The sequence below is a fragment of the Pseudomonas sp. NPDC088444 genome (genome assembly GCF_044900175.1).
Classification (GTDB): Bacteria; Pseudomonadota; Gammaproteobacteria; order Pseudomonadales; family Pseudomonadaceae; genus Aquipseudomonas.
Genome location: NZ_JBJDNK010000009.1, coordinates 211,095 through 233,618, shown reverse-complemented (window position 1 = coordinate 233,618; position 22,524 = coordinate 211,095). Strand labels below are relative to the sequence as shown.

General features: G+C 58.2%; 20 protein-coding genes. 8 read left to right on the top strand and 12 right to left on the bottom strand.

Features of this window, described 5'->3' with window-relative positions; genetic code table 11:
* Window positions 1–43: 43 nt before the first annotated feature.
* Entirely contained in the window at window positions 44–886 is an 843-nt protein-coding gene (locus ACI2KB_RS19165; RefSeq protein ID WP_404636819.1) for a LysR family transcriptional regulator, read from the bottom strand.
* A gap of 132 nt (window positions 887–1,018) precedes the next feature.
* Here ACI2KB_RS19165 and mgrA point away from each other — a divergent pair, with 132 nt between their 5' ends.
* Entirely contained in the window at window positions 1,019–2,056 is a 1,038-nt protein-coding gene (gene mgrA / locus ACI2KB_RS19160) for an L-glyceraldehyde 3-phosphate reductase (protein ID WP_404636817.1), read from the top strand.
* A 133-nt stretch (window positions 2,057–2,189) separates the two neighbouring features.
* Here the strand turns inward: mgrA and ntrC are convergent, their stop codons facing one another.
* From ntrC to glnA, 6 genes are all read right to left on the bottom strand, one after another.
* Window positions 2,190–3,626, bottom strand: a complete 1,437-nt coding sequence (gene ntrC, locus ACI2KB_RS19155) for a nitrogen regulation protein NR(I) (protein WP_404636815.1) — start codon at window positions 3,624–3,626, stop codon at window positions 2,190–2,192.
* Complete coding sequence (gene glnL / locus ACI2KB_RS19150) at window positions 3,623–4,708, bottom strand: nitrogen regulation protein NR(II) (protein ID WP_404636813.1); 1,086 nt, start codon at window positions 4,706–4,708, stop codon at window positions 3,623–3,625. The genes ntrC and glnL overlap by 4 nt, the downstream gene beginning before the upstream one ends.
* 295 nt (window positions 4,709–5,003) lie before the next feature.
* Window positions 5,004–5,645: a DUF4124 domain-containing protein gene (locus ACI2KB_RS19145; protein WP_404636811.1), complete on the bottom strand. Its 642-nt coding sequence runs from the start codon at window positions 5,643–5,645 to the stop codon at window positions 5,004–5,006.
* Window positions 5,629–6,156: a DUF4124 domain-containing protein gene (locus tag ACI2KB_RS19140; RefSeq protein ID WP_404636809.1), complete on the bottom strand. Its 528-nt coding sequence runs from the start codon at window positions 6,154–6,156 to the stop codon at window positions 5,629–5,631. The genes ACI2KB_RS19145 and ACI2KB_RS19140 overlap by 17 nt, the downstream gene beginning before the upstream one ends.
* 95 nt (window positions 6,157–6,251) lie before the next feature.
* Window positions 6,252–6,956: a chorismate mutase gene (locus ACI2KB_RS19135; protein ID WP_404636807.1), complete on the bottom strand. Its 705-nt coding sequence runs from the start codon at window positions 6,954–6,956 to the stop codon at window positions 6,252–6,254.
* Window positions 6,957–7,069: 113 nt separating this feature from the next.
* Complete coding sequence (glnA, locus tag ACI2KB_RS19130) at window positions 7,070–8,476, bottom strand: glutamate--ammonia ligase (RefSeq protein ID WP_404636805.1); 1,407 nt, start codon at window positions 8,474–8,476, stop codon at window positions 7,070–7,072.
* Between the two features lie 331 nt (window positions 8,477–8,807).
* On the opposite strand from glnA, the gene thiI reads away from it, so the two are divergent.
* Both thiI and typA read left to right on the top strand, forming a co-directional pair.
* Window positions 8,808–10,262 (top strand): tRNA uracil 4-sulfurtransferase ThiI, encoded by a 1,455-nt coding sequence (thiI, locus tag ACI2KB_RS19125; RefSeq protein ID WP_404636803.1) that lies wholly within the window; start codon window positions 8,808–8,810, stop codon window positions 10,260–10,262.
* 140 nt (window positions 10,263–10,402) lie between these two features.
* Window positions 10,403–12,223 carry a translational GTPase TypA gene (gene typA / locus ACI2KB_RS19120; protein ID WP_404636801.1) on the top strand — a complete coding sequence of 607 codons (1,821 nt, stop codon included), beginning with the start codon at window positions 10,403–10,405 and terminating at the stop codon, window positions 12,221–12,223.
* Between the two features lie 157 nt (window positions 12,224–12,380).
* On the opposite strand, the gene ACI2KB_RS19115 is transcribed toward typA, so the two are convergent.
* From ACI2KB_RS19115 to ACI2KB_RS19105, 3 genes are all read right to left on the bottom strand, one after another.
* On the bottom strand, window positions 12,381–12,836 hold the full coding sequence (locus ACI2KB_RS19115; RefSeq protein ID WP_404637018.1) for a YkgJ family cysteine cluster protein: 456 nt from the start codon (window positions 12,834–12,836) through the stop codon (window positions 12,381–12,383).
* A 92-nt stretch (window positions 12,837–12,928) separates the two neighbouring features.
* Window positions 12,929–14,314, bottom strand: coding sequence for a GTPase/DUF3482 domain-containing protein (locus ACI2KB_RS19110; RefSeq protein WP_404636799.1), 1,386 nt, complete (start codon window positions 14,312–14,314; stop codon window positions 12,929–12,931).
* Window positions 14,307–15,686 (bottom strand): DUF2868 domain-containing protein, encoded by a 1,380-nt coding sequence (locus ACI2KB_RS19105; RefSeq protein ID WP_404636797.1) that lies wholly within the window; start codon window positions 15,684–15,686, stop codon window positions 14,307–14,309. The genes ACI2KB_RS19110 and ACI2KB_RS19105 overlap by 8 nt, the downstream gene beginning before the upstream one ends.
* A gap of 79 nt (window positions 15,687–15,765) precedes the next feature.
* Here ACI2KB_RS19105 and ACI2KB_RS19100 point away from each other — a divergent pair, with 79 nt between their 5' ends.
* The 5 genes from ACI2KB_RS19100 to ACI2KB_RS19080 all read left to right on the top strand — a co-directional run bounded on the left by ACI2KB_RS19100 (window position 15,766) and on the right by ACI2KB_RS19080 (window position 20,033).
* Window positions 15,766–16,305, top strand: coding sequence for a dihydrofolate reductase (locus ACI2KB_RS19100; protein WP_404636795.1), 540 nt, complete (start codon window positions 15,766–15,768; stop codon window positions 16,303–16,305).
* A gap of 115 nt (window positions 16,306–16,420) precedes the next feature.
* Window positions 16,421–17,002 (top strand): DarT ssDNA thymidine ADP-ribosyltransferase family protein, encoded by a 582-nt coding sequence (locus tag ACI2KB_RS19095; protein ID WP_404636793.1) that lies wholly within the window; start codon window positions 16,421–16,423, stop codon window positions 17,000–17,002.
* Entirely contained in the window at window positions 16,999–17,640 is a 642-nt protein-coding gene (locus ACI2KB_RS19090) for a DUF4433 domain-containing protein (RefSeq protein ID WP_404636791.1), read from the top strand. The genes ACI2KB_RS19095 and ACI2KB_RS19090 overlap by 4 nt, the downstream gene beginning before the upstream one ends.
* On the top strand, window positions 17,640–18,728 hold the full coding sequence (locus ACI2KB_RS19085) for a macro domain-containing protein (RefSeq protein WP_404636789.1): 1,089 nt from the start codon (window positions 17,640–17,642) through the stop codon (window positions 18,726–18,728). The genes ACI2KB_RS19090 and ACI2KB_RS19085 overlap by 1 nt, the downstream gene beginning before the upstream one ends.
* 249 nt (window positions 18,729–18,977) lie before the next feature.
* Window positions 18,978–20,033: a haloacid dehalogenase-like hydrolase gene (locus tag ACI2KB_RS19080; protein ID WP_404636787.1), complete on the top strand. Its 1,056-nt coding sequence runs from the start codon at window positions 18,978–18,980 to the stop codon at window positions 20,031–20,033.
* Between the two features lie 171 nt (window positions 20,034–20,204).
* Here the strand turns inward: ACI2KB_RS19080 and ACI2KB_RS19075 are convergent, their stop codons facing one another.
* Window positions 20,205–21,587, bottom strand: coding sequence for an ATP-binding protein (locus ACI2KB_RS19075; RefSeq protein ID WP_404636785.1), 1,383 nt, complete (start codon window positions 21,585–21,587; stop codon window positions 20,205–20,207).
* Entirely contained in the window at window positions 21,584–22,294 is a 711-nt protein-coding gene (locus tag ACI2KB_RS19070; RefSeq protein WP_404636783.1) for a response regulator, read from the bottom strand. Before ACI2KB_RS19070 ends, ACI2KB_RS19075 begins: the two co-directional genes overlap by 4 nt.
* Window positions 22,295–22,524: the final 230 nt, after the last annotated feature.

Here is a 22,524-nt window from a genome sequence, read left to right as displayed (position 1 = left end):
GCCTCGCGAATAAATTCCTCCCACAAGTCGTTCGGAGTTTCTGTTACGGAATTGCGGCGCCCCGCGTATGTGGCGTCTGCAGGTGGGTGTGCAAGATCCTCAATGCTGGCGTATCCAGCGCCTGTGCCGCATAGCACAGGCCAACCCTGCGGATGAGGTTGGGCGTGCGGGCCGGGTGGGTGATGACGCCTGCGTGATGGTGGACCATCGATTCCGGCAGCATCGCCAGCCCTGCGCCCGCCGCAACCAGCCGCAAGGCCAGTGTCATAGAGCCTGCTGTCGCGACCACTGCGCCTGAGCGGTTGTACAACTCCATCAAACGCTGATGGGAAGGGTGCGAAGGGCAGGTAATCCACTGCGCGTTGGCCAGATCGGCTTCGTCCAGATGGGACCGCTCTGCCAGTGGATGACCCGCAGGAAGTGCCAGCGCGAAAGCTTCTTCCCACAAGGGCAAAAACAGCTCGTCCTCGCAGCAGTCTTCCTCCACAGAGAGGCGCGCATCGCCGCTGCAGCCATCCTGCAACGTCAGCAACAGATTCGGCACGACCCGGTAAGCCATGGCGAGAAATGCTTCCAGATGGCTGGCGGCGATTTCGCTTTCAACGCCGATTTCCAACGTCAGCCGATCATTGCGTTGGCGGAATTGATTGCTAAGTGCCTGCGCATCGGCCAGTAACCGGCGCGCTTGGGGATAGAGCGTGCGCGCGTCATCGGTCACTTCCACGCCCCTGGGCAAACGCTCGAACAGCGTAGTGCCCAACGCTTCTTCAAGCTGGCGAATCGTCACAGACAGCGTGGGCTGACTGGTAAACAGGCGTTGCGCTGCCGAGGTGATGTTGCGCTCTTCGAAGACTGCGATGAACGCATTCAGTTGCCGCATATCCATATCAGAATCCGATGCCAGCGAGAGGAATAAAGCATTTTTCGAGGATAGTGAGGGCTGAATATACTCGTTTTCTCGCTTATCTATCGACGCGTCTTATCGCTCCCTGCCATTCAGAAAAGAAGAGAGGATTGAATGACCTATATCGCTGCCGAAAACCGTTATGAACGTGTGCCCTACCGCCGCGTGGGCCGCAGCGGCCTGGTGTTGCCTGCGCTGTCGATGGGCCTGTGGCACAACTTCGGCGACAGCACGCCGATGGACACCCAGCGCGCCATGTTGCGCACTGCGTTCGATCTGGGCATCAACCACTTCGACCTCGCCAACAACTACGGCCCACCCTACGGCAGTGCCGAAATCAACTTCGGTCGTCTGCTGCGCGAGGATTTCAAGCAATACCGCGACGAGTTGATCATCTCCACCAAGGCCGGTTGGGACATGTGGCCTGGCCCTTACGGTCAGGGCGGCGGATCGCGTAAATACGTGCTGGCCAGCCTTGATCAAAGCCTGCAGCGCATGGGCCTGGACTATGTGGATATCTTTTATTCACACCGTTTCGACCCGGACACGCCGCTGGAAGAAACCGCAGGCGCATTGGCGACTGCTGTGCAGCAGGGTAAGGCGTTATACATCGGAATTTCGTCGTACTCGGGCGCCAAGACCCGCGAAATCGCGGGCCTGCTGAAAGAGTGGAAAGTACCACTGCTGATTCACCAACCGGCCTACAACCTGCTCAACCGTTGGGTGGAAAAAGACTTGCTGGACACCACCGACGAGCTGGGTTCTGGCGTGATTGCGTTCACTGCGCTGGCGCAAGGGCTGCTATCGGACAAATACCTGAACGGCGTTCCGAAAGACGCGCGGGTCAACCGTCCGGGCGGTGGTTCGTTGCAGGCGTCGCACCTGTCCGAGAAGAACATCGAGCATGTGAGGGCGTTGAACGAGATCGCCAAGCGTCGTGGCCAGAGTCTGGCGCAAATGGCCTTGGCGTGGACGCTGCGCGATCCGCGCGTCACGTCCGCGCTGATCGGGGCGAGCCGTCCGGAGCAGATCATCGAGAACGTTGGTGCGCTGGATAACCTGACCTTCAGTCAGGAAGAGCTGGCCGAGATCGACCGGTTTGCAGTGGAAGGCGGGATCAACCTGTGGGAAAAGCCGTCGTCGGCCGAGTGATGCAAATGATTTGAAATGCCGACCCTGTGGGAGCCGGCTTGCTGGCGAACGCAATATGTCAGTACCAAATTCGGTGGCTGACACACCGCGTTCACCAGCAAGCCGGCTCCCACAACGTTACGAGGTGCTGAGATCAGCCCTCATCCCCCTCATCATCATCCCCACCATCGACCTTCATGCCCAACTCCTTGATTTTGCGGGTCAAGGTGTTGCGGCCCCAGCCCAGCAGCACGGCGGCGTCGCGACGACGACCTGCGGTATGCTTCAGGGCGGTTTCGATCATGATGCGCTCAAACGTCGGCACGGCACTGTCCAGCAGGCTGGACTGACCGCGCGCCAGCGCCTGATCGGCCCATTGACGCAGTGCCTGTTCCCAGTTGGTCACGGGCGCGGCGTCTTGCGGCAGGCTCAGCAGTTCTGGCGGCAGATCGCTGATATGCACTTCGCGACCCGAGGCCATGACCGTGATCCAGCGGCAGGTGTTTTCCAACTGACGCACGTTGCCCGGCCAAGGCAGGTGCTTGAGGTACTCCTCAGTCTCGGCCTTGAGCAGTTTCGGCTCGACCGCCAGTTCCTGCGCAGCGCGGCTCAGGAAGTGCTTGGCCAGGGTCGGGATGTCTTCGCGACGGTCCGACAGGCGTGGGATGTGGATACGAATGACGTTCAGGCGGTGGAACAAGTCTTCACGGAACTTGCCCGCTTGTACCAAGGTTTCCAGATTCTGGTGGGTTGCGGCGATGATCCGCACGTCGACTTTGACCGGCACATGGCCGCCCACGCGGTAGAACTCGCCATCGGCCAGTACGCGCAACAGTCGGGTCTGGGTGTCGGCGGGCATGTCGCCGATTTCGTCGAGGAACAGCGTGCCGCCGTCGGCTTGTTCGAAGCGGCCGCGACGCAGGTTGGCTGCGCCCGTGAACGCGCCTTTCTCGTGGCCGAACAGCTCGGATTCCATCAAGTCTTTCGGAATCGCCGCCATGTTCAACGCAATGAACGGCGAGGCCGAACGCGGGCTGTGGCGATGCAAGGCGTGGGCAACCAGTTCTTTACCGGTACCCGACTCACCGTTGATCAGCACCGTGATGTTGGAGTGGCTCAGACGCCCGATGGCGCGAAACACTTCCTGCATCGCCGGGGCTTCACCGATGATTTCCGGGGTGCGGGTCAGGGCGGGCGCGACGTCCATCCCTTGCTGTTCCTGAGCATGCTGATTGGCGCGCTTGACCAGCGAAACCGCTTCGTCAACGTCGAACGGTTTGGGCAGGTATTCGAATGCGCCGCCTTGATAAGAAGCGACGGCGCTGTCCAGATCCGAATGGGCGGTCATGATGATGACTGGCAGACGCGGATGCAGCTCACGAATCCGTGCCAACAGGTCCAGGCCGCTGGCGCCGGGCATGCGAATATCGGAAATGATCACGTCGGGCTGTTGACGTGCCAGACGGCTCATCACGCCGTCAGCGCTGTCGAAGCTCTGCGTGGTCATGCCTTCCTGTTGCAAGGCTTTTTCCAATACCCAGCGGATGGAACGGTCGTCGTCGACGATCCAGACAGTTTCACTACGGCTCATGTCGAAGCTGCTCCTTGTTCCAGCGGCAGGAAGATCGAGAAAGTGGTGTGGCCAGGATGGCTCTCGCACTCGATCAGCCCCTGGTGCTGACTGATGATGTTCTGGGTGATGGCAAGGCCCAGCCCGGTGCCATCCGGGCGGCCGCTGACCATTGGGTAAAAAATGGTTTCCTGAAGTTCCGGCGGAATGCCGGGACCGTTGTCGATGATTTCGATCTTGCTCACCAGCCGATGGCGCACATGGCCGATGGTGAACTGACGCATTGCCCGGGTACGCAGGCTGATACGGCCCAGGCGCAGCTCGTTCTGCCCGCTGATGGCCTGCATGGCGTTGCGCACGATGTTGAGCACGGCCTGAACCATTTGGTCGCGGTCGATCAGGACGTCCGGAATACTTGGGTCATAGTCACGCACCAAAGTGATGCAACCCTGGCTTTCCGCTTCGACCAGGCTGCACACGCGCTCCAGCACTTCGTGGACGTTGGTCATCGCCAGCGATGGCAGTTTGTTGGAGCCGAGCATGCGGTCGACGAGATTCCGCAGCCGGTCGGCCTCTTCGATGATGACGTTGGTGTAGTCCTTCAGGCTTTCTTCCGGCAACTCTCGGGACAGCAGTTGTGCGGCGCCACGAATGCCACCAAGGGGATTCTTGATTTCGTGCGCCAGGCCACGCACCAGCATTTTGGTGGTTTCCTGTTTGGAGAGCTGAGCCTCCTCCTTGGTGATGCGCAACAGGCGATCACGGGGGTGGACTTCCAGCAGCAACATCGTTTCGCCCTGCGACAGAATCGGCGTCACGGCGTAGTCGACGGTCAGCGTCTGGCCGGTGAGCGCGGTCAACATGGCTTCGCGCTTGGTGAACGGGTGCGCTTGTTCCACCGCCTGACGAAGCGAACTGAGGGCTTCGGCGGATTCGGTGAACAACTCACTGATGAATTGCCCGTGACTGCGCTGACCACTGATTGCCAGCAGCATTTCGGCTGCCGGATTCATGTACTCCAGGCGCAAGTCCGAGTTGAGCAGAATCGTGGCAGTGGTCAGGTTGTCGAGTAACAGTCGGTGCAACGTATCGCTGATAGTCATGAATCTCGTTGACCTCTTTTGGCACATTGCACATGGGGCAGGCCCAAACGTGCAGGCTCTGGTTGGTCTTCGCCAGCGTCTATAGCCGCTGATACGGTACCGGTTACCAAAGATTGCAAAAAACAAACCAAGGCTCCGAAAAGAAGCGTTCGACGACGCATTTCGGACTTTTTTTGCACCGTCAGCGCAAAGAGAGCGCAGCGGAAGGCGATTTGTGAACCAAAATGGGATTTTAAATCGCACGCTCGTTCAGGTTGTGCACCATTGTGGAGCTTAGTCGCTGGCGTAGAGGTATTCAGAAAAAAGGCAGGATGCTGCTTTCTTCAGGTGGCTTGTCCTTGAGGGGGCATTCGGGGCGTATCCCGTAATCGTCGGTCTTGCAGGGCTGCGCCAGACGCTTTTGTGCCAGAGATGTGCGCATCATGTGAAACGGCTGATTGGGCGTGCGCTCGGCGACGCGGCCGAACTCGTCGACGATTTCGATGGAGAGTTGATGAGTGCCCCGGTCGATGTTGGTCATTGGGAACACCGGACTGCGCCCGCCTTCGGCGTAGACCTTGTTGTCCAATAGCAGGCGGTAGGTGTGGCGAGGTTGCAATTCCGGCTCGTTGGTCACCGTGACGATCAGGTTGCCCTGAATGTCGCGAATCGCGCTGTCGGGCTCCGGTGCCAGAATGCGCAGCAACGAGTAATGAAACAGCGGGCCGGGTTTGGGCTTGGTGCTGGAGGCCTGAACAGGTTTTTTGGGCGTCGAGCGGATTTCGTTGCTGGGGGCAATCGGGACTTTCTTCGCGTTCTTGTGCGGCTGGTCGGTGAACACCCGATTCCCATCGGCGTCGATGTAGGTGTAGACCTCGGCAGTGGCTGAATGGGCGATGAGCATCAGCAGGCACAGCAAGGCACCGCGTAGCCAGGTGAATTCAAGGCTTACCGACATGGACTCGCTGCACGGTCAGGTTGATGGTCTGGCTCGTCTGGACGATTTGCGTGCCTTGCAGGACTTGCACCGAAAGGCTGTGCTCGCCGCGGTCCTGCTCCAGCACCTGAAAGCGGGGAATATTGCTGGGCTGGCCATAAGGTTTGCCATCGATCAACAGTTGCAACATATGCCCGGGCTGCAAGCGCGGCTGAATCGCCACGCCCACGGTGAAGGAACCGTTGTTGGCGCGCAAGGCTTCGTCTTTGGGAAGGTCTGTCAGTTCCAGCACCTGGTACGTCGCAGCCGCTGGTTGCAGCTGATTCTGATTGGGTGTCGAACTGGGCGCCGGTGATGCGGGGGTCACAGTGTCGACACTGTTGAGCGGCGGCAGATTCACCGCTTCAGCCTTGGTGCCGTCCGGCGGTTGGTTGCTGTAGGCGGTGTTGCCGTTGGCGTCAGTGTATTTGTAGATCTGAGCGACTGCGGGGAGCGCAAGCAACAGCAGCACAAGGGCAAGGCTTTGACGCATGAATACTCCGGGAACACGATCAGAGGAACGACAGCTCATAACATCAGACGCAAGGCCAGCATAGAGCAAAAGCGGGGTGGTGACGTCATCGACTGTCAGTGATCGCTCGCGGTAACGCAAAGATTTGCAGCCGCTCGCTGCAGTGCACTCACGACAATCGGGTCAGAGGCCAGGCGTTGGACTTCGCTATCCACCCAGTGTGGGCAGGCGCTGTCTTTGCGGTAAGGCTGGAAGGCAGCGTAGTTCTGCATCATCAGCGGTTGCAGTGTATCCAGGCGTGCTCGAATTCCGGTGGTCAGGTTGTGGGTGGGTTTTTCAGGCGCCAGCGTTGCGTGCCAATGCTCGATGCGGGCGTACTGCACCATTTTGTTGGCTTCGATTTGCGCGTTCATGAATTGGCGCACATCGGCTTTGTCGAGTCCGTACGTAGCTGCCTGCGCTTGTGCATTGTCGATCACCAGCCGTTCACGTTCATTGTCCTGAACCGGCTTGCCGCTGTAGAACTTGCTCTGGGCGACATCGTTGGCGATGTCGAGACGCTGGTGCATCGTCTCGATCAATGGGCGCAGTTCTGCAGGGGCTGGCGCGACCGTCCTGTCGGCGCAACCGGAAATCAAGGCTGCGGTCAGAGGCAGGGTCCAGAGCGGTGTAAGTATTGTTGAGTGTGTGCCAGTCATCACGGTGTCCCGGTTGTAGAGCGAATGGGACAGTATCCAGAAAAAACCACTGAAAAAACGATAAATAGATAGTGCACATGCCTCTTTAGCAATCCGGCTCACCGGCTGTGGCGTTTTTGGCATCGCCGCCGTCGGCAAGCCGGATCGCTATAGCGGGGCAGTGTCGTTGCTCGGCAATAAAAAAGGCCTCCCGAAGGAGGCCTCTCTTTTACGCAGCTATCGCTGACGCAACCGGATCAGACGCTGTAGTACAGGTCGTATTCCAGTGGGTGTACGAAGGTACGTACTTTGATTTCTTCTTCCGATTTCAGAGCGATGTAAGCGTCGATGAAGTCGTCGCTGAATACGCCGCCTTTGGTCAGGAACGCACGGCCCTTGTCCAGCTCTTCCAGAGCTTCTTTCAGGCTGCCACAAACTTGTGGGATCTCTGCTGCTTCTTCTGGCGGCAGGTCGTACAGGTTTTTGTCAGCGGCATCGCCTGGGTGGATCTTGTTCTGGATACCGTCCAGACCGGCCATCAACAGTGCTGCGAAAGCCAGGTATGGGTTGGCAGCCGGATCCGGGAAGCGAGCTTCGATACGACGCCCTTTAGGGCTGGAGACGTATGGAATGCGGATCGAGGCGGAACGGTTACGAGCCGAGTAGGCCAGCATCACTGGCGCTTCGAAGCCTGGGACCAGACGCTTGTAGGAGTTGGTCGACGGGTTGGTGAAGCCGTTCAGTGCTTTACCGTGCTTGATGATGCCGCCGATGAAGTACAGAGCGGTGTCGGACAGGCCGGCATAGCCTTCGCCTGCGAAGGTGTTCTTGCCATCTTTGGAGATGGACATGTGAACGTGCATACCCGAACCGTTATCGCCGTACAGAGGCTTAGGCATGAAGGTAGCGGTACGGCCGTAAGCGTCGGCAACGTTGTGTACGCAGTACTTCAGGGTCTGGGTTTCGTCGGCTTTCTTCACCAGGGTGTTGAACTTGACGCCGATTTCGTTCTGGCCGGCAGTCGCCACTTCGTGGTGGTGAACTTCAACGGTCAGGCCCATTTCTTCCAGGGCGTTACACATGGCGGTACGAATTTCGTGGTCGTGGTCGACCGGTGGAACCGGGAAGTAGCCGCCTTTGACGCCTGGACGGTGGCCTTTGTTGCCGCCTTCGACTTCCTGGTCAGTCATCCACGAACCTTGTTCGGAGAAGATTTTGAACATGGAGCCGGAGATGTCGGACTTGAACTGTACCGAGTCGAAGATGAAGAATTCTGGCTCTGGACCAACGAATACGGTGTCACCGATACCGGTGGACTTCAGGTATTCCTCGGCGCGGTGAGCGATGGCACGTGGGTCGCGGTCGTAACCTTGCATGGTCGAAGGTTCGATGATGTCGCAAACCAGGATCAGGGTCGGTTCTTCAGTGAACGGGTCCAGAACGGCAGTAGAGTCGTCTGGCAGCAGGATCATGTCGGAAGCTTCGATGCCTTTCCAGCCAGCGATGGAGGAACCGTCGAACATCTTGCCGACTTCGAAGAAGTCGTCGTCCAGTGCATCACGCGCTGGCATGGTGACGTGCTGCTGTTTGCCCTTGGTGTCCGTGAAGCGCAGATCAATCCACTTAACGTCATGATCTTTGATGAGTTGAACCGACTTCGACATGTTGTCCTCCGGGGTGGATTAGGGCAGGGTAGTTGTTCGCCCTTCAATTTGGGTGATGCCGGGCGCGATAGTCGGCCAAGGCAACCTGCCTCACAAGGGAGCAATTTGCATGCCAGTGCCCCGTGTTGGGTTTCTTACTGAAAACACCGGGTTTTTCGGTGCAAAACGTCGCATTTGTGAAAATGTACGCACCTTAATGGTGCTTATAAATTGTATACAGTGCCATATTGGTGCGCTGATGATTGGATGCACGATAACTGGTTAAACCTTGAGCAATTTCCGCTATAATCCGCGCCCCCCTTTTTCGACCGGCACCTCGCGCGCTGTTTTCATGAAACTAATCGTCAAAGTTTTTCCAGAAATCACCATCAAAAGCCGGCCTGTGCGCAAGCGCTTCATTAAACAGCTGGCCAAGAACATCCGTACCGTGCTCCGCGATCTGGACCCGGCACTGGTGGTCGATGGCGTGTGGGACAACCTTGAGGTCGAAACGAAGGTCGAGGATGCGAAAGTCTTGCACGAGATGACCGAACGCCTGAGCTGCATGCCGGGTATCGCGCATTTTCTACAGGTCGATCAATACCCGCTGGGCGACATGGACGACATCTATGAGAAGTGCAAACAGCACTTCGGCCATGAACTGCCCGGCAAGATTTTTTCGGTGCGCTGCAAACGCGGCGGTCACCATGACTTCAGTTCGATGGACGTCGAACGCTACGTGGGCAGCAAGTTGCGCCGTGAGTGCGGCGCCGCCGGTATTTCGCTGAAAGAGCCTGAAGTCGAAGTACGGATCGAGATCCGCGATCAGCGCCTGTTCGTGATTCACAGCCAGCACAACAGCATCGGCGGCTACCCGCTGGGTTCGCTGGAGCAGACCCTGGTGCTGATGTCCGGTGGCTTCGACTCCACCGTCGCGGCGTATCATGTCATCCGTCGCGGGCTGATGAGCCACTTCTGCTTCTTCAACCTGGGCGGCCGCGCTCACGAATTGGGCGTGATGGAAGTGGCGCACTTCCTCTGGAAGAAGTACGCCAGCTCCCAGCGCGTGCTGTTTATCAGCGTGCCGTTTGAAGAAGTGCTGGGCGAAATTCTCGGAAAAGTCGACGACAGTCATATGGGTGTCGTATTGAAGCGTATGATGTTGCGTGCGGCGAGCCGGATGGCCGATCGCCTGGACATCGACGCGCTGGTCACTGGCGAGGCGATCTCCCAGGTGTCCAGCCAGACGTTGCCTAACCTGTCGGTCATCGACTGCGTTACAGAAAAGCTGGTCTTGCGCCCGCTCATCGCCACTCACAAGCAGGACATCATCGACGAAGCCGATCAGATCGGCAGCGGCGATTTTGCCCGACATATGCCCGAGTATTGCGGCGTGATTTCGGTCAACCCGAAAACCGCAGCGAAACGCCATCGCGTCGAGCATGAAGAAAAAGAGTTCGACATGGCCGTGCTTGAACGTGCGATCGAGAACGCCCGTCTGGTGCCCATCGATCGCGTGATCGAGGAACTGGGTCAGGACGTGCAGGTCGAGGAAGTCGGCCAGGCGCTGGCAGGGCAAGTGATCATCGACATTCGTCATCCGGACGAAGCCGAGGATCGCCCGCTGGAACTGTCGGGCATCGAAGTGCAAACGCTGCCGTTCTTTGCATTGAACAGCCGCTTCAAGGAACTGGACCCCACGCGCCAGTACCTGCTGTATTGCGACAAAGGCGTCATGAGTCGCCTGCATGCTCACCATTTGCTCAGTGAGGGGCATGCCAATGTGCGCGTTTATCGACCGAGCTAAGTGCCCGGGGCTGTTTGCCTGTGGCTTGCGTCACCGGCCCCCCGACACCAGTCGTCAGCCGTAACGGCTTGCGCCGGTTTCTGTCTTCATAGCTGGCTACAATCAGTCAGCTCACCGAATCCTCTGATCGAGATACACAAGTGATCGAAAATCTACGTAACATCGCCATCATTGCTCACGTTGACCATGGTAAAACGACCCTCGTCGACAAGCTCCTGCGTCAGTCCGGCACTCTTGAGCGTAACGAACTCAATGATGAGCGCGTGATGGACTCCAACGACCAGGAGAAAGAGCGCGGCATTACCATTCTGGCGAAGAACACCGCGATTCGCTGGAACGACTACCGCATCAATATCGTCGATACCCCGGGCCACGCCGACTTCGGTGGCGAGGTTGAGCGTGTGATGTCGATGGTCGACTCCGTACTGCTGCTGGTCGACGCTCAAGACGGCCCGATGCCGCAAACCCGTTTCGTGACCAAGAAGGCCTTCGAAGCCGGTCTGAAGCCAATCGTCGTCATCAACAAGGTTGACCGTCCGGGCGCGCGTCCTGACTGGGTTCTGGACCAGATCTTCGACCTGTTCGACAACCTGGGTGCCACCGACGAACAGCTGGACTTCAAAGTCGTCTACGCCTCGGCCCTGAACGGCATCGCCGGTCTGGACCACACCGACATGGCCGAAGACATGACCCCGCTGTATCAGTCGATCATCGACAACGTCCCGGCTCCGACCGTTGACGTCGACGGTCCTTTCCAGATGCAAATCTCCGCTCTGGACTACAACAGCTTCCTGGGTGTTATCGGCGTTGGCCGTATCGCTCGCGGTCGCGTCAAGCCGAACACCCCGGTTGTTGCGATCGACGTTGACGGCAAGAAGCGCAACGGCCGCATCCTGAAGCTAATGGGCCACCACGGTCTGCACCGCGTGGACGTCGAAGAAGCCACTGCGGGCGACATCGTCTGCATCAGCGGCTTCGAAGAGCTGTTCATCTCCGACACCCTGTGCGACCCGAACACCATCGAGGCGATGAAGCCTCTGACCGTTGACGAGCCGACCGTTTCCATGACCTTCCAGGTCAACGACTCGCCGTTCTGCGGTAAAGAAGGCAAGTTCGTGACCTCCCGTAACATCAAGGAGCGTCTGGACAAAGAGCTGCTGTACAACGTTGCGCTGCGCGTTGAAGAAGGCGACTCGGCTGACAAGTTCAAGGTCTCTGGCCGTGGTGAGCTGCACCTGTCGGTTCTGATCGAAACCATGCGTCGTGAAGGCTTCGAAATGGCCGTTGGTCGTCCGGAAGTGATCATCCGTGTCAAGGATGGCGTGAAGCAGGAACCGTTCGAGAACGTCACCATCGACATCCCTGAAGACGCTCAGGGCAAGGTCATGGAAGAAATGGGTCTGCGTAAGGGCGACCTGACCAACATGGCGCCGGATGGCAAGGGCCGTGTACGTCTGGAATACAACATTCCAGCCCGTGGTCTGATCGGTTTCCGTAACCAGTTCCTGACCCTGACCTCCGGTGCAGGCATCCTGACCTCGATCTTCGACCGTTACGACACCATGAAGTCGGGCGACGTATCGGGCCGTCAGAACGGTGTTCTGGTTTCGGTCGAAACCGGCAAGGCACTGACCTACTCCCTGGAAACCCTGCAGGCTCGTGGCAAGCTGTTCATCGAGCACGGTCAGGACATCTACAACGGTCAAATCATCGGTCTGAACAGCCGTGACAACGATTTGGGCGTTAACCCGACCAAAGGCAAGAAGCTGGACAACATGCGTGCTTCGGGTAAAGACGAAGTCATCGCTCTGGTTCCGCCAGTTCGCCACACGCTGGAACAAGCTCTGGAGTTCATCCAGGACGACGAGCTGTGCGAAGTGACGCCGAAGTCGATCCGTCTGCGCAAGAAGATCCTGGACGAAGGCGAGCGTACCCGCGCTGCCAAGAAAGCCAAGGCTTGATCTAGCTCAGGCTGAATGACAACGCCCCCGGTCGAAAGGCCGGGGGCGTTTTTGTTTGTGCGGGGGATGCGCCTAACCTTCTGTAGCAGTCCGGCTTGCCGGCGGTAGCGATTTCAATAACGCCACCGCCGGCAAGCCGGACTGCTACAGAGGTGTATCAAAACTTCAACGGTATGTGCGCAGAGTTGGAGCGCAACGTGCCACTGTCCTGACGCTCAGGCGCTTTGGGTTTGTACGCACAATACCCCGGACGCGGTCCGATTTTCGGATGGTTTCGGCAGGTGTCGGGGCGTTTGTCGTAGATCGTGCACAGGCGGCTTTTGCGATCCAGGTACAGGCAATCGTCGTTGCTCATGCGCTGTAGGGTGAAGATCCCCGATTTCTGGTTGAAGCGCTCGATAATGCCTTCCTTCTGCAAGCGCTTGGCGATGTTCTTCGGGTTATCGCCCATTTCGAATTCGTCAACGACACCGATGCGGATCAAGTCCTTGATCTTCGCTTCGACCGGCAGCGTGCAGCAGCTGGATACACAACCTCCGCACATGTGGCTGGAATACTTCTGCCAGGTTTCCAGACGGTCGATTTCTGCAGCGGCGATCAGGGTCGGTTTCATCACGGTGAACTCAGGGTGTATCGGGCGCGCGATCATACCGGGCGGCGCGCAATTCCCCTATCGCAAAATGATCGATGCGACTATCGGCAGTGTCATCGAACAATCGTTGTCGCCAACGCTTCGATGTGCTCCTGGCGCTCGGCCTGATTGAGCTTCGCATGCGGGTTCAACGACGACCACTGTGGATGCGCTCGGGCTTTGTGCAGCGCGTCCGGCAGTTTGCCCTCGCGCCAGGATTTTTCCTGTGGCGCCTCCAACTTGATGCTGTCCATCGCCGCATGACCCCGCGCCTCAAGTGCCAGCAGCAGTTGCCGTTGGCGCAGGGCGAGCAATCGCAGCACTGCGTCATCGACGGTCAGTTCCCGCTGGCCCTTGAGCTTGCCCAGCAAGCGGCCGCCATAGCTGCGCGCAGTCTGCAAGGCGCCACCGGCAATCGCCCCGACCAGCGCCGCCGTGCCCAACGTGATGCCGCCCACTAGCAGATCCACGCCCGCGCCCGCCGCAGCCCCAGCCGCAATGCCGCTGCCCACCCGTACGCCCAGCAACTTCAGGGTTTCCGGGTTGAACAGGTCATCGCCCCAGCGACCGTCGAGCAACGGCAGGTCACTGGCCGACGCATCTTCGCGTCGAAACGCGTACAGCTTCAGCAAGGCTTCGACACAACGCTGTTCGCGCTGACGCACTGATTTGCGCAGGTCGTCAATCGCGGTATTCACCTGGCTGGCTTCGGTCGCCACACTGCGGCGGCAGGCAGCGCAATCGAGCAGCAATTCGGCGATCAGGCGCGCTGCACTGTGACGACGGACTTCACGTTGAGCCTGCTGATCGAGGATCAGCCGTTCCAACTGACCGCGAGACGACTCCAGCAGCAACGCCAGGCTTTCATAAAGCCGTCGCTCGCCGTCTTCCGGCGGAGCAACGCTGTCGAATCGCACCAGTGCGTGCAAACCGAGCCGCGCCAGGGCTTCACGCCAATCCGGTTCGCGATGGTGCGAGCTGCTGACGAAATTCAGGACCGGCAGCAGCGGTTTGCCACAACTGGCGAGTACCGCCAGTTCGTCGCGGTACTTGGCGAAAACGGGCTCACGGGCGTCGATGACATACAGGCCTGCATCCGACGCCAGCAACTGGCGCAGTACTTTGGCTTCCTGTTCGAAGCGTTGCCTGGCCTCACTGCCTTCCAGAAAGCGCGCCAGCCGCGCCGGGCCATCGAGGCGTTCGCCGGGGCGGTCCAGACGCTCCAAAAAGTCCAGCAGGGCGATGGCGTCTTCCAGACCCGGTGTGTCGTACAGCTCCAGCAAAGCCTCACCCTCCACCGACAGTCGCGCACCTTCAACGTGACGTGTAGTGCTGGGGCGATGGGACACCTCGCCAAAGCCGACATCGCGGGTCAAAGTTCGCAGCAGCGAGGTTTTGCCGACATTGGTGTGACCGACAACGGCCAGTTTCAGTGGGCGATAGGCGTGTTTATCAGTCATGTCCGGTCTCCAGCCACGTGAGCGGCGCGCTGTCGGCCCATTGCAGCTCCAATTGTTGCAGGGCGACGTGCCAGTCGCTCAATCGATCTGCGTCCAGCGCCTCACCGACGGGGGCGGGCAAGAGCCAGATGCGTGTCGCCGTGGCGCAGCGAGCGAGTTCGGCAATCAGTGCCAGGCTGCCTCGGTCCGGCGAACGGCGGGGGTCGCAGGCGATGGCCAGGCGTGCAGGTGGATAACGGGTCAGTTGATCCAACAGGGTGCGGCGGGACTCGCGGCTGTCGAGGATGCCTGCGTCAGCGACGGTGTGTGGGAGCTTAGGCGGCCAAGGGCGTTGATCGTCCAGTTCGATGGCCACCAGCAACGCGCCTTCGCTTTGTTCGGCTGCCGGGCCGCTTTGCACCTGATGCAATTGGGCAGGTGCGGCGTCGCTGACCCCGAGGCGCTCGCTGCTGGGCATCAAGCGCTCGCGCAACTCGGCGTAGCCCGGTTCACTTACATCCAGCATGAGATGTTTACGGCCCACGCGCCAGCGGCCATAACACAGCAGAGTCAGCAGCAGGCGAGGGGCAATGCCATAAATGACCAGTACGCCGACGAGCCACGCCGCCCAAGCCTGCCGCGCGTTTTCGATCACCAGCGCGCTGTCGCCACTGGCGCGGATCATTTCTACGGTTGGAACGCGAAAGCCCAGCGCTGACGGCAGTGCGCCGAGGGTCTGGGTCAGACTGACAAATGTGTCGCTGCCCAGAATGGTGGTTTCCCAGACAAACCCATAGCGCCGCGTGGCCATCAGTAACAACAGCAATATCAGCGCGCTGAGTAGAGCCAGCAGCCATAGTCCGTTGACGCACGCCCCGAGCAGCCAACGGTTCAGGCGTTTGCGCTGCAGCAACAGAATCAACGCAGGGGCCAATTGCGCGGCCTGAGCATCGCGGGCGAGTTTTTCGCTGAGCCATAACCAGAATCGGCCAAGGCTGGCAGCGCTTTCACCGGCAAACAGAAAGCCCAGCGCCCAACTGATCAGCAGAATCAGGTTCAGCCCCAACAAACTGCCCAAGGCCCAGAACACGTTGACCGGTGTTTGCCCGTCGCCCAATGCGGCGAAGGCCAACCCGGCACCGCTGACCACGGCGAAAATGCCTAACAGGATCAGCGAAAGGCGAGCGCCCTGTTTCCATTGACGCAGGGCCGCCACCATGCCGTCGCGCTCGGCCAGCCACACTGCGCGGTTCTTGATACGGGTCAGCAGATCGCCCGCCGTGGTGCGGGCGCGGCGGCTGGCTTCTTCGTCTTCGAGGGCGCCTGCGTGCTGCTCGCGCAGGCGCACCGCTTCGGTCAGCCAGAGTTCATCGAGTGGGGTCAGTGCAGTCACGCGGTATCTCGTTGGTAAGTTCAGGAGGGAGCATAACCGGTGTGACCGCTATCGCGAGCTTCCGTGCATACGTGCATGCATGTGTACTGCTATCCTCGCCGCCATGAAAAAAGAACATCTCCCCCTCAGCCTGATTGCCGCCCTCGCGGAAAACCGCGTGATCGGCATCGACAATTCCATGCCCTGGCATCTGCCAGGGGATTTCAAATATTTCAAGGCCACGACGCTGGGCAAGCCGATCATCATGGGTCGCAAGACCTGGGATTCGCTGGGTCGTCCGCTGCCGGGGCGCCTGAATATCGTCGTGACTCGCCAGGCCGATCTCAAACTGGACGGCGCCGAGGTCTTTACCTCGCTGGAAGCGGCCGTTGAGCGTGCTGAGGCCTGGGCTATTGAGCAGGGCGTCAGTGAAGTGATGTTGATCGGCGGTGCTCAGCTTTATGAGCAGGGATTGGAGCGCGCGGATCGTTTGTACCTGACGCGTGTGGCGTTGAATCCGGAAGGCGATGCGTGGTTTCCGGAATTTGATGAGGCGCGGTGGACGCTGGTGTCGAACGTTGAGAATCCGGCATTGGACGACAAGCCTGCGTACAGCTTTGAGGTGTGGGAGCGGGTTTGATGCATCGGCGACATGTTAGCGAACGAGGTTGAATTTGTGGCGTAGGCTCTAGCTGGATTTTGGATCCCATGTCAGAGTTGCCATCATATTGATGGCTCTCTATTGGGGTATATCGGTGACTATTCGCGATCAACGCTTCATTTACCATTTAACTAGCTTCGACAATATCTCATCGATCCTCCGAGATGGGTTGCAACCGCGTGCAGCTTTGGCTCATGGTGTTTTTAGAGACGTTGCAGATGCCGACATCATCGAGGGGCGTACGCGCAACTCGCTAGAAAATTTTGTGCCATTTCACTGGTTTGCCCGTAATCCGTTTGACGGCCGAGTTCAGCGTGATCGACCTGACGAGGATTTTGTTTTGATTGCAGTGAATCGTGGTCATGCTAGTCAGAACAATTGGCGCATTATCCCCAGTCACCCGCTGGCCGGAGGCCGGTTTGAGCTCATGTCGTACGTTGAAGGTTTTGCGGCGATTGACTGGGATCTGATGGATCGTAGGGACTACTCTAATGCGGATTGTCGCCATGTTTGCATGTCAGAGTGCCTTTCACCGGCTGCGGTTCCGGTGAGCGATTTTGCTAAAATCTACGTACCGACTGAGGAGATCTGGCAAATGGTCAGCAGGCGAGCTCAAGATATGGGTTATTCGAGACTTTGGGTGGACGCGGCCCCTAACATGTTTTCGAACAGATGATTTTCACGAACCTCAATCCTCAAAAAGCGCTCCTATGGAGGATCGTTCACAGAGACAATCTGCCATGGATCCTCAAGCATGGGCTCTATGCAATGGGAGCAGGGAAGTTTGCGGACAATTACGTCGGCATTGGCAATCCTGACTTGATTTCCAAGCGCGCCTCTCGTCATGTGCATATCGCTCCTGGTGGGACCTTGGCCGATTACGTGCCTTTCTACTTCACACCCTTTTCCGTCATGATGAAAAACATCCATTCGGGGTGGGGCGTGCAGCAGAGGCCCAATGAGGAGATCGTGATCCTCGTCTCTAGCCTGTACCATATTCAATCATTGGGTTTGCCGTTTATCTTCACCGATGCTCACGCTTATCCAGACTGGACCGGCTACTATGCTGATCTCGTGCATCTCGACAGGATCGATTGGAGGCTTTTGCAACACAGAGACTTCAAGCGTGATCCCGATGATCCTCGGAAAATGGAGCGCTATCAGGCTGAAGCGCTCGTCCATGGTCACGTTCCTGTCGCTGGTCTTCTTGGGATTATCTGCTACAACGAAGCTTTGAAACGTCGGTTTGAGCTGGAGGTCCGGCAGCGTCGCCTTGATCTTCCTGTTCATGCTCGTCCTGGGTGGTATTTCTGATGATTCGCTTTACGCAAGGTAACCTGCTCGAGGCCAAGGCCGAAGCGCTGGTCAACACAGTCAACACTGTTGGAGTGATGGGAAAAGGCATTGCGCTGATGTTCAAGGAGCGCTTTGTAGAAAACTATCGCCTGTACGCCGCTGCCTGCAAATCGGATGAAGTCGTCACCGGAAAGATGTTTGTCACCGAGGTTCGGGAGCTGGACGGGCCGCGATGGATTGTGAACTTCCCAACAAAACGACATTGGCGTTCGCCGTCGCAGCTAGCATGGATCACCGCGGGTCTGGAGGATCTGCGCCGCTTCATCCTCGAAAAATCAGTGAACTCCATCGCTATCCCTCCATTGGGGGCGGGTAATGGCGGCTTGCCGTGGCCCGCTGTTCGTGACGAGATCACGGCAGTCCTTAAAGGGCTGGATGCCGATATCCTGGTTTTTGAGCCTACTGATAAATACCAGAATGTTTCAAAACGAAGTGGTGTAGAAAATCTTACGCCCGCTCGGGCTCTTATCGCGGAGCTGGTGCGTCGCTATTGGGTTTTGGGTATGGAGTGCAGTCTGCTTGAGATTCAGAAGCTTGCTTGGTTCTTGGAGCGATCAATCGAACGGTTTTTACCTGCAGATAATCCGCTGGAACTCCAGTTTTCGGCACACACATACGGCCCGTACGCGAATCGTCTTGATCATCTGCTGGATAATCTGGATGGAAGTTATCTGCATTGTGGGAAACGCATAGCTGATGCGGGGCCACTAGACGTCATATGGTTTGACGATAGTCGAAAGCCCTATCTGCAGGCCTATCTGGCTAGTGAGGCCAAGGCTTATCTACCTGCGTTGGAGTTTACAGCTGACTTGATTGATGGTTTTGAATCTCCATTCGGTATGGAGCTTCTGGCTACGGTTGACTGGCTTTTGTATCAAGATAAGGTCGCTCCAACTGTGGATGACATCAAGAGCGGGCTCAAATGCTGGTCCGGAGGCAAGGCTGCTGCTGTTCGCAAGAGCAAGCTTTTCGACGATGAGTCGCTGGTCATTGCGCTCAATAAACTAGCTGTATTCCGTACCCATTCTCCGGCAGTGACGACTTAGTCAGGCGTTTCGCTGGACGAGTGGATCGCTCTTCAAAATTTCCAGATTGACGCTGACGGAGCCTGCCGCTGCGCTGCGACGCCTTGGCGCTTTCATAAGCAATGAAATGAAAGTGTCGTTTTTATGTCATTTGTCGCGAATGGCTCTCAACATGGCGCCATCAGAACACGCACCGTCGCTGACGCATTAAAACAGTCATGGCTTTTTGTTACGGTCCAGTCTCGAATTTGAAAAGGGGAGGACACCGTTATGAAGCTCGCTCCAAAACTGTTGGCCGCTGCGCTCTGTCTGGGTCTTGCCGGACAGGCATTTTCCACCGAACTCAAGCACTGGCCAGAGCCTGCCGCCAAGCAGCTCAACGCCATGATTGCGGCGAACGCCAACAAAGGTAACTTCGCGGTTTTCGACATGGACAACACCAGCTATCGCTACGATCTGGAAGAATCCCTGCTGCCGTACATGGAAAACAAGGGGCTGATCACTCGCGAAAAGCTGGACCCTTCTCTCAAACTGATCCCCTTCAAGGACACCGCTGAGCACAAGGAAAGCCTGTTCAGCTATTACTACCGCCTCTGCGAAATCGACGACATGGTGTGCTACCCATGGGTTGCGCAGGTGTTCTCCGGTTTCACCCTCAAAGAACTCAAAGGCTACGTCGACGAATTGATGGCATCGGGCAAACCCGTCCCGAGCACCTATTACGACGGTGACGTGGTCAAGACCATCGAAGTCCAGCCGCCGAAGGTCTTCACCGGCCAAGCCGAGCTGTACAACAAACTGATGGAAAACGGCATCGAGGTGTACGTGATGACCGCCGCGTCTGAGGAACTGGTGCGCATGGTCGCGTCCGATCCAAAGTACGGCTACAACGTCAAACCGCAGAACGTAATCGGCGTGACCACCCTGCTGAAGAACCGTGAAACCGGTGAGCTGACTACCGCGCGCAAACAGATCAGCGCAGGTAAATACGACGAGAAAGCCAACCTCGGCCTGGAGCTGACCCCTTACCTGTGGACCCCGGCGACCTGGATGGCAGGCAAGCAGGCGGCGATCCTGACGTACATCGATCAGTGGAAGAAGCCGGTGCTGGTGGGTGGCGATACGCCAAGCAGCGACGGTTACATGTTGTTCCACAGTGTTGATGTGAGCAAAGGCGGCATTCACCTGTGGGTCAACCGCAAGGACAAGTACATGACCCAGCTCAACGGCATGATGAAAACCAATGCCGAGGCCCAGGCCAAAGAAGGTCTGCCGGTGACGGCGGACAAGAACTGGGTGATCGTGAAGCCGGATGAAATCCAGTAAGACTTGGTGAGTATTTGTGGGAGCCGGCTTGCTGGCGAAGGCGTCAGGTCAGGCACGGTTGAGGTGACTGACACACCGCTTTCGCCACCAAGGCGGCTCCCACAAGTATCGGCCCGATCATGAATTTATCGTTGAACACGCACCCCTGCAGGCGCCGGTGTGCGTCCGATATCAAACCCGCGGTAAATCCAGAATCGCTTCCAGCCCGCCGCTCTCTTTATTGCGCAACTGCAACCGCCCTTCATGAGCCGCCGCCACGGTATGGGCGATGCTCAGCCCCAGGCCATACCCGCCGGTCCCCACGTTGCGCGAGCTTTCCAGCCTGAAAAACGGCTCGACCACTTGCTCAAGTTGATCCTCGGGAATCCCCGGCCCCTGATCGGCGATGACGATACGCAGACGCTCTGGCTGATCCTCGACGAAAACTTCGGCCTGATGCCCGTAACGGATGGCGTTCTCCAGCAGGTTCTGCACGCAACGCTTCAGGCTGCGTGCATATGCGGGCAGAGGCTGCGACGCGGTGCCGTGGAGCGTCACTTTGGCATGCATGTCTTCAAAATCGGCTTGCAGGCTTACCAGCAGGGCATTGATGTCGACGCTCTGCCGAGGCTCGTTGATCTCACCGCTGCTGACAAACTCCAGCGTCGCCGAGACCATGTTTTCCATGTCCTCCAGGTCCTGGCGAAAGCGCTCTTTGGCCCGTTCATCCGCGAGCATTTCCGTGCGCAGGCGCAAGCGGGTAATGGGCGAACGCAGATCGTGGGAGATGGCGGCAAGGAAGCGTGTGCGCTCGCGCAGGTTGTTGATCAGCCGCTGCTGCATGCTGTTGAACGCTCTGGCGGCGCGCCGTACTTCCAGCGGCCCGTCCACCGCCAGCGGCGGGCGTTTGATGTCGCGGCCCAGCGCCTGCGCAGCGTTGGTCAGTTGGGTCAGCGGGCGAATGGCCAGGCGTACGGCCAGCAGTACGATGATTGCCAGCAACACGATGCGCACCAGATAAATCCGCAGGAAGTAATCGAACATGACCTGCACCGGCGTAAGACTGGTCCAGCCCTGATCTTCCCGAGCGCGCACTTGCAGCCAGCGGCCATCGGGCAGTTGCAGCTCGATATCGAACATCCCGGCTGCGGGGCCTGATCCAAACAATGTGCTCATCCCGGCGGTGTTGCCCTGTTCATCCAGCAACGACAAATGCAGCAGGCGCAGGTTGGTGGGAATGTGGGTGCGCTGCTCGATCACGTTGCTCAACAGGCGCTCTGTGGCTTGATCGGCGCTGCTGAGTTTTTCGGTGCGTGGCGTCGGCGTGGGGATGAACTGCAAGCGAAAGTCGGGGGTGTTCAGGTGCCCGATGAAGCCGTTGGTATGGGTCGGTTCAATGCTGATCACCCGTACGATATCGGCTAGGCGGCTGGCGATCAGGCGCGTGGGAATTTCCAGCACCTGACTGTGGCGCACGTCATACCAAATGCTGCTGGTGGCGATCTGCGCGGCGATCATGCCACTGACCAGAATGATCACCAGGCGGCCATAAAGCGTGCGCGGCCACAGCCTCATGAAGCCGAAGCCACGTCAGTCGCAGTGAGCATATAGCCCTCGTTGCGCACGGTCTTGATCAGCTTGGGGTCGAGTTGCTGGCGCAGGCGGCTGACGCAGACATCGATGGAGCGGTCGAACGGTGTGCTGTTTTTCTCGAAAACATGATTGAGCAGGAAGTCGCGACTCAACGGCCGGTTCGGGTGTTGCAACAACAGGCGCAGCACCCGGTAGTCCGAGTTACCGAGACTGATTACCAGCCCAGCCGGAGACAGGATTTGCCGCGCTCGGGTGTCGAGTTTCCAGCCGTCGAATACCACGAAGGGCGTTTCATCCACCCGTGCCCGCTCGGGAAAACTCTGCACCCGGCGCAGCACGACCTTGATCCGCACCAGCAATTCGCGAGGATCGAACGGCTTGGGCAAGTAATCGTCGGCGCCGATTTCCAGGCCCACGATGCGATCAATCAGACTGCCCCGCGCCGTCAGCATCACCACCGGGATGTTGGACGTGGTGCGCAGTTCGCGACACAGCGTCAGGCCGTCTTCGCCAGGCAACATCAGATCCAGCACGATGAGGTCGATGACGTTCAGCTCAAGGCGTCGACGCATTTCCTTGCCGTCGCTCGCCGTGGACGTCTGATAGCCCGCATCGCGCAGGTAATCGGCGAGCAGTTGGCGGATTTCCGGATCGTCATCGACGATCAACACATGATCTTGCTTGGACATTCGGGATGATGTGCCTGTGGGTCGAATGAGGGCAGCCCTGCCGAGACGCCCGCCCGGCGTTGTCCTACCGAAAAAAACAGTCAGTGGGCGGGGCAAATGTAATGAAATGTTGTGAGCGACGTTTTCCTGCATCGCCAATACAAAGTTCAACCATCGCGCACCAGGCTGCTCTTTAGACTGGCGAGTGTAAATGCGAGTCATTGTAATCTGGAGACGTGCGTGTTCAAACC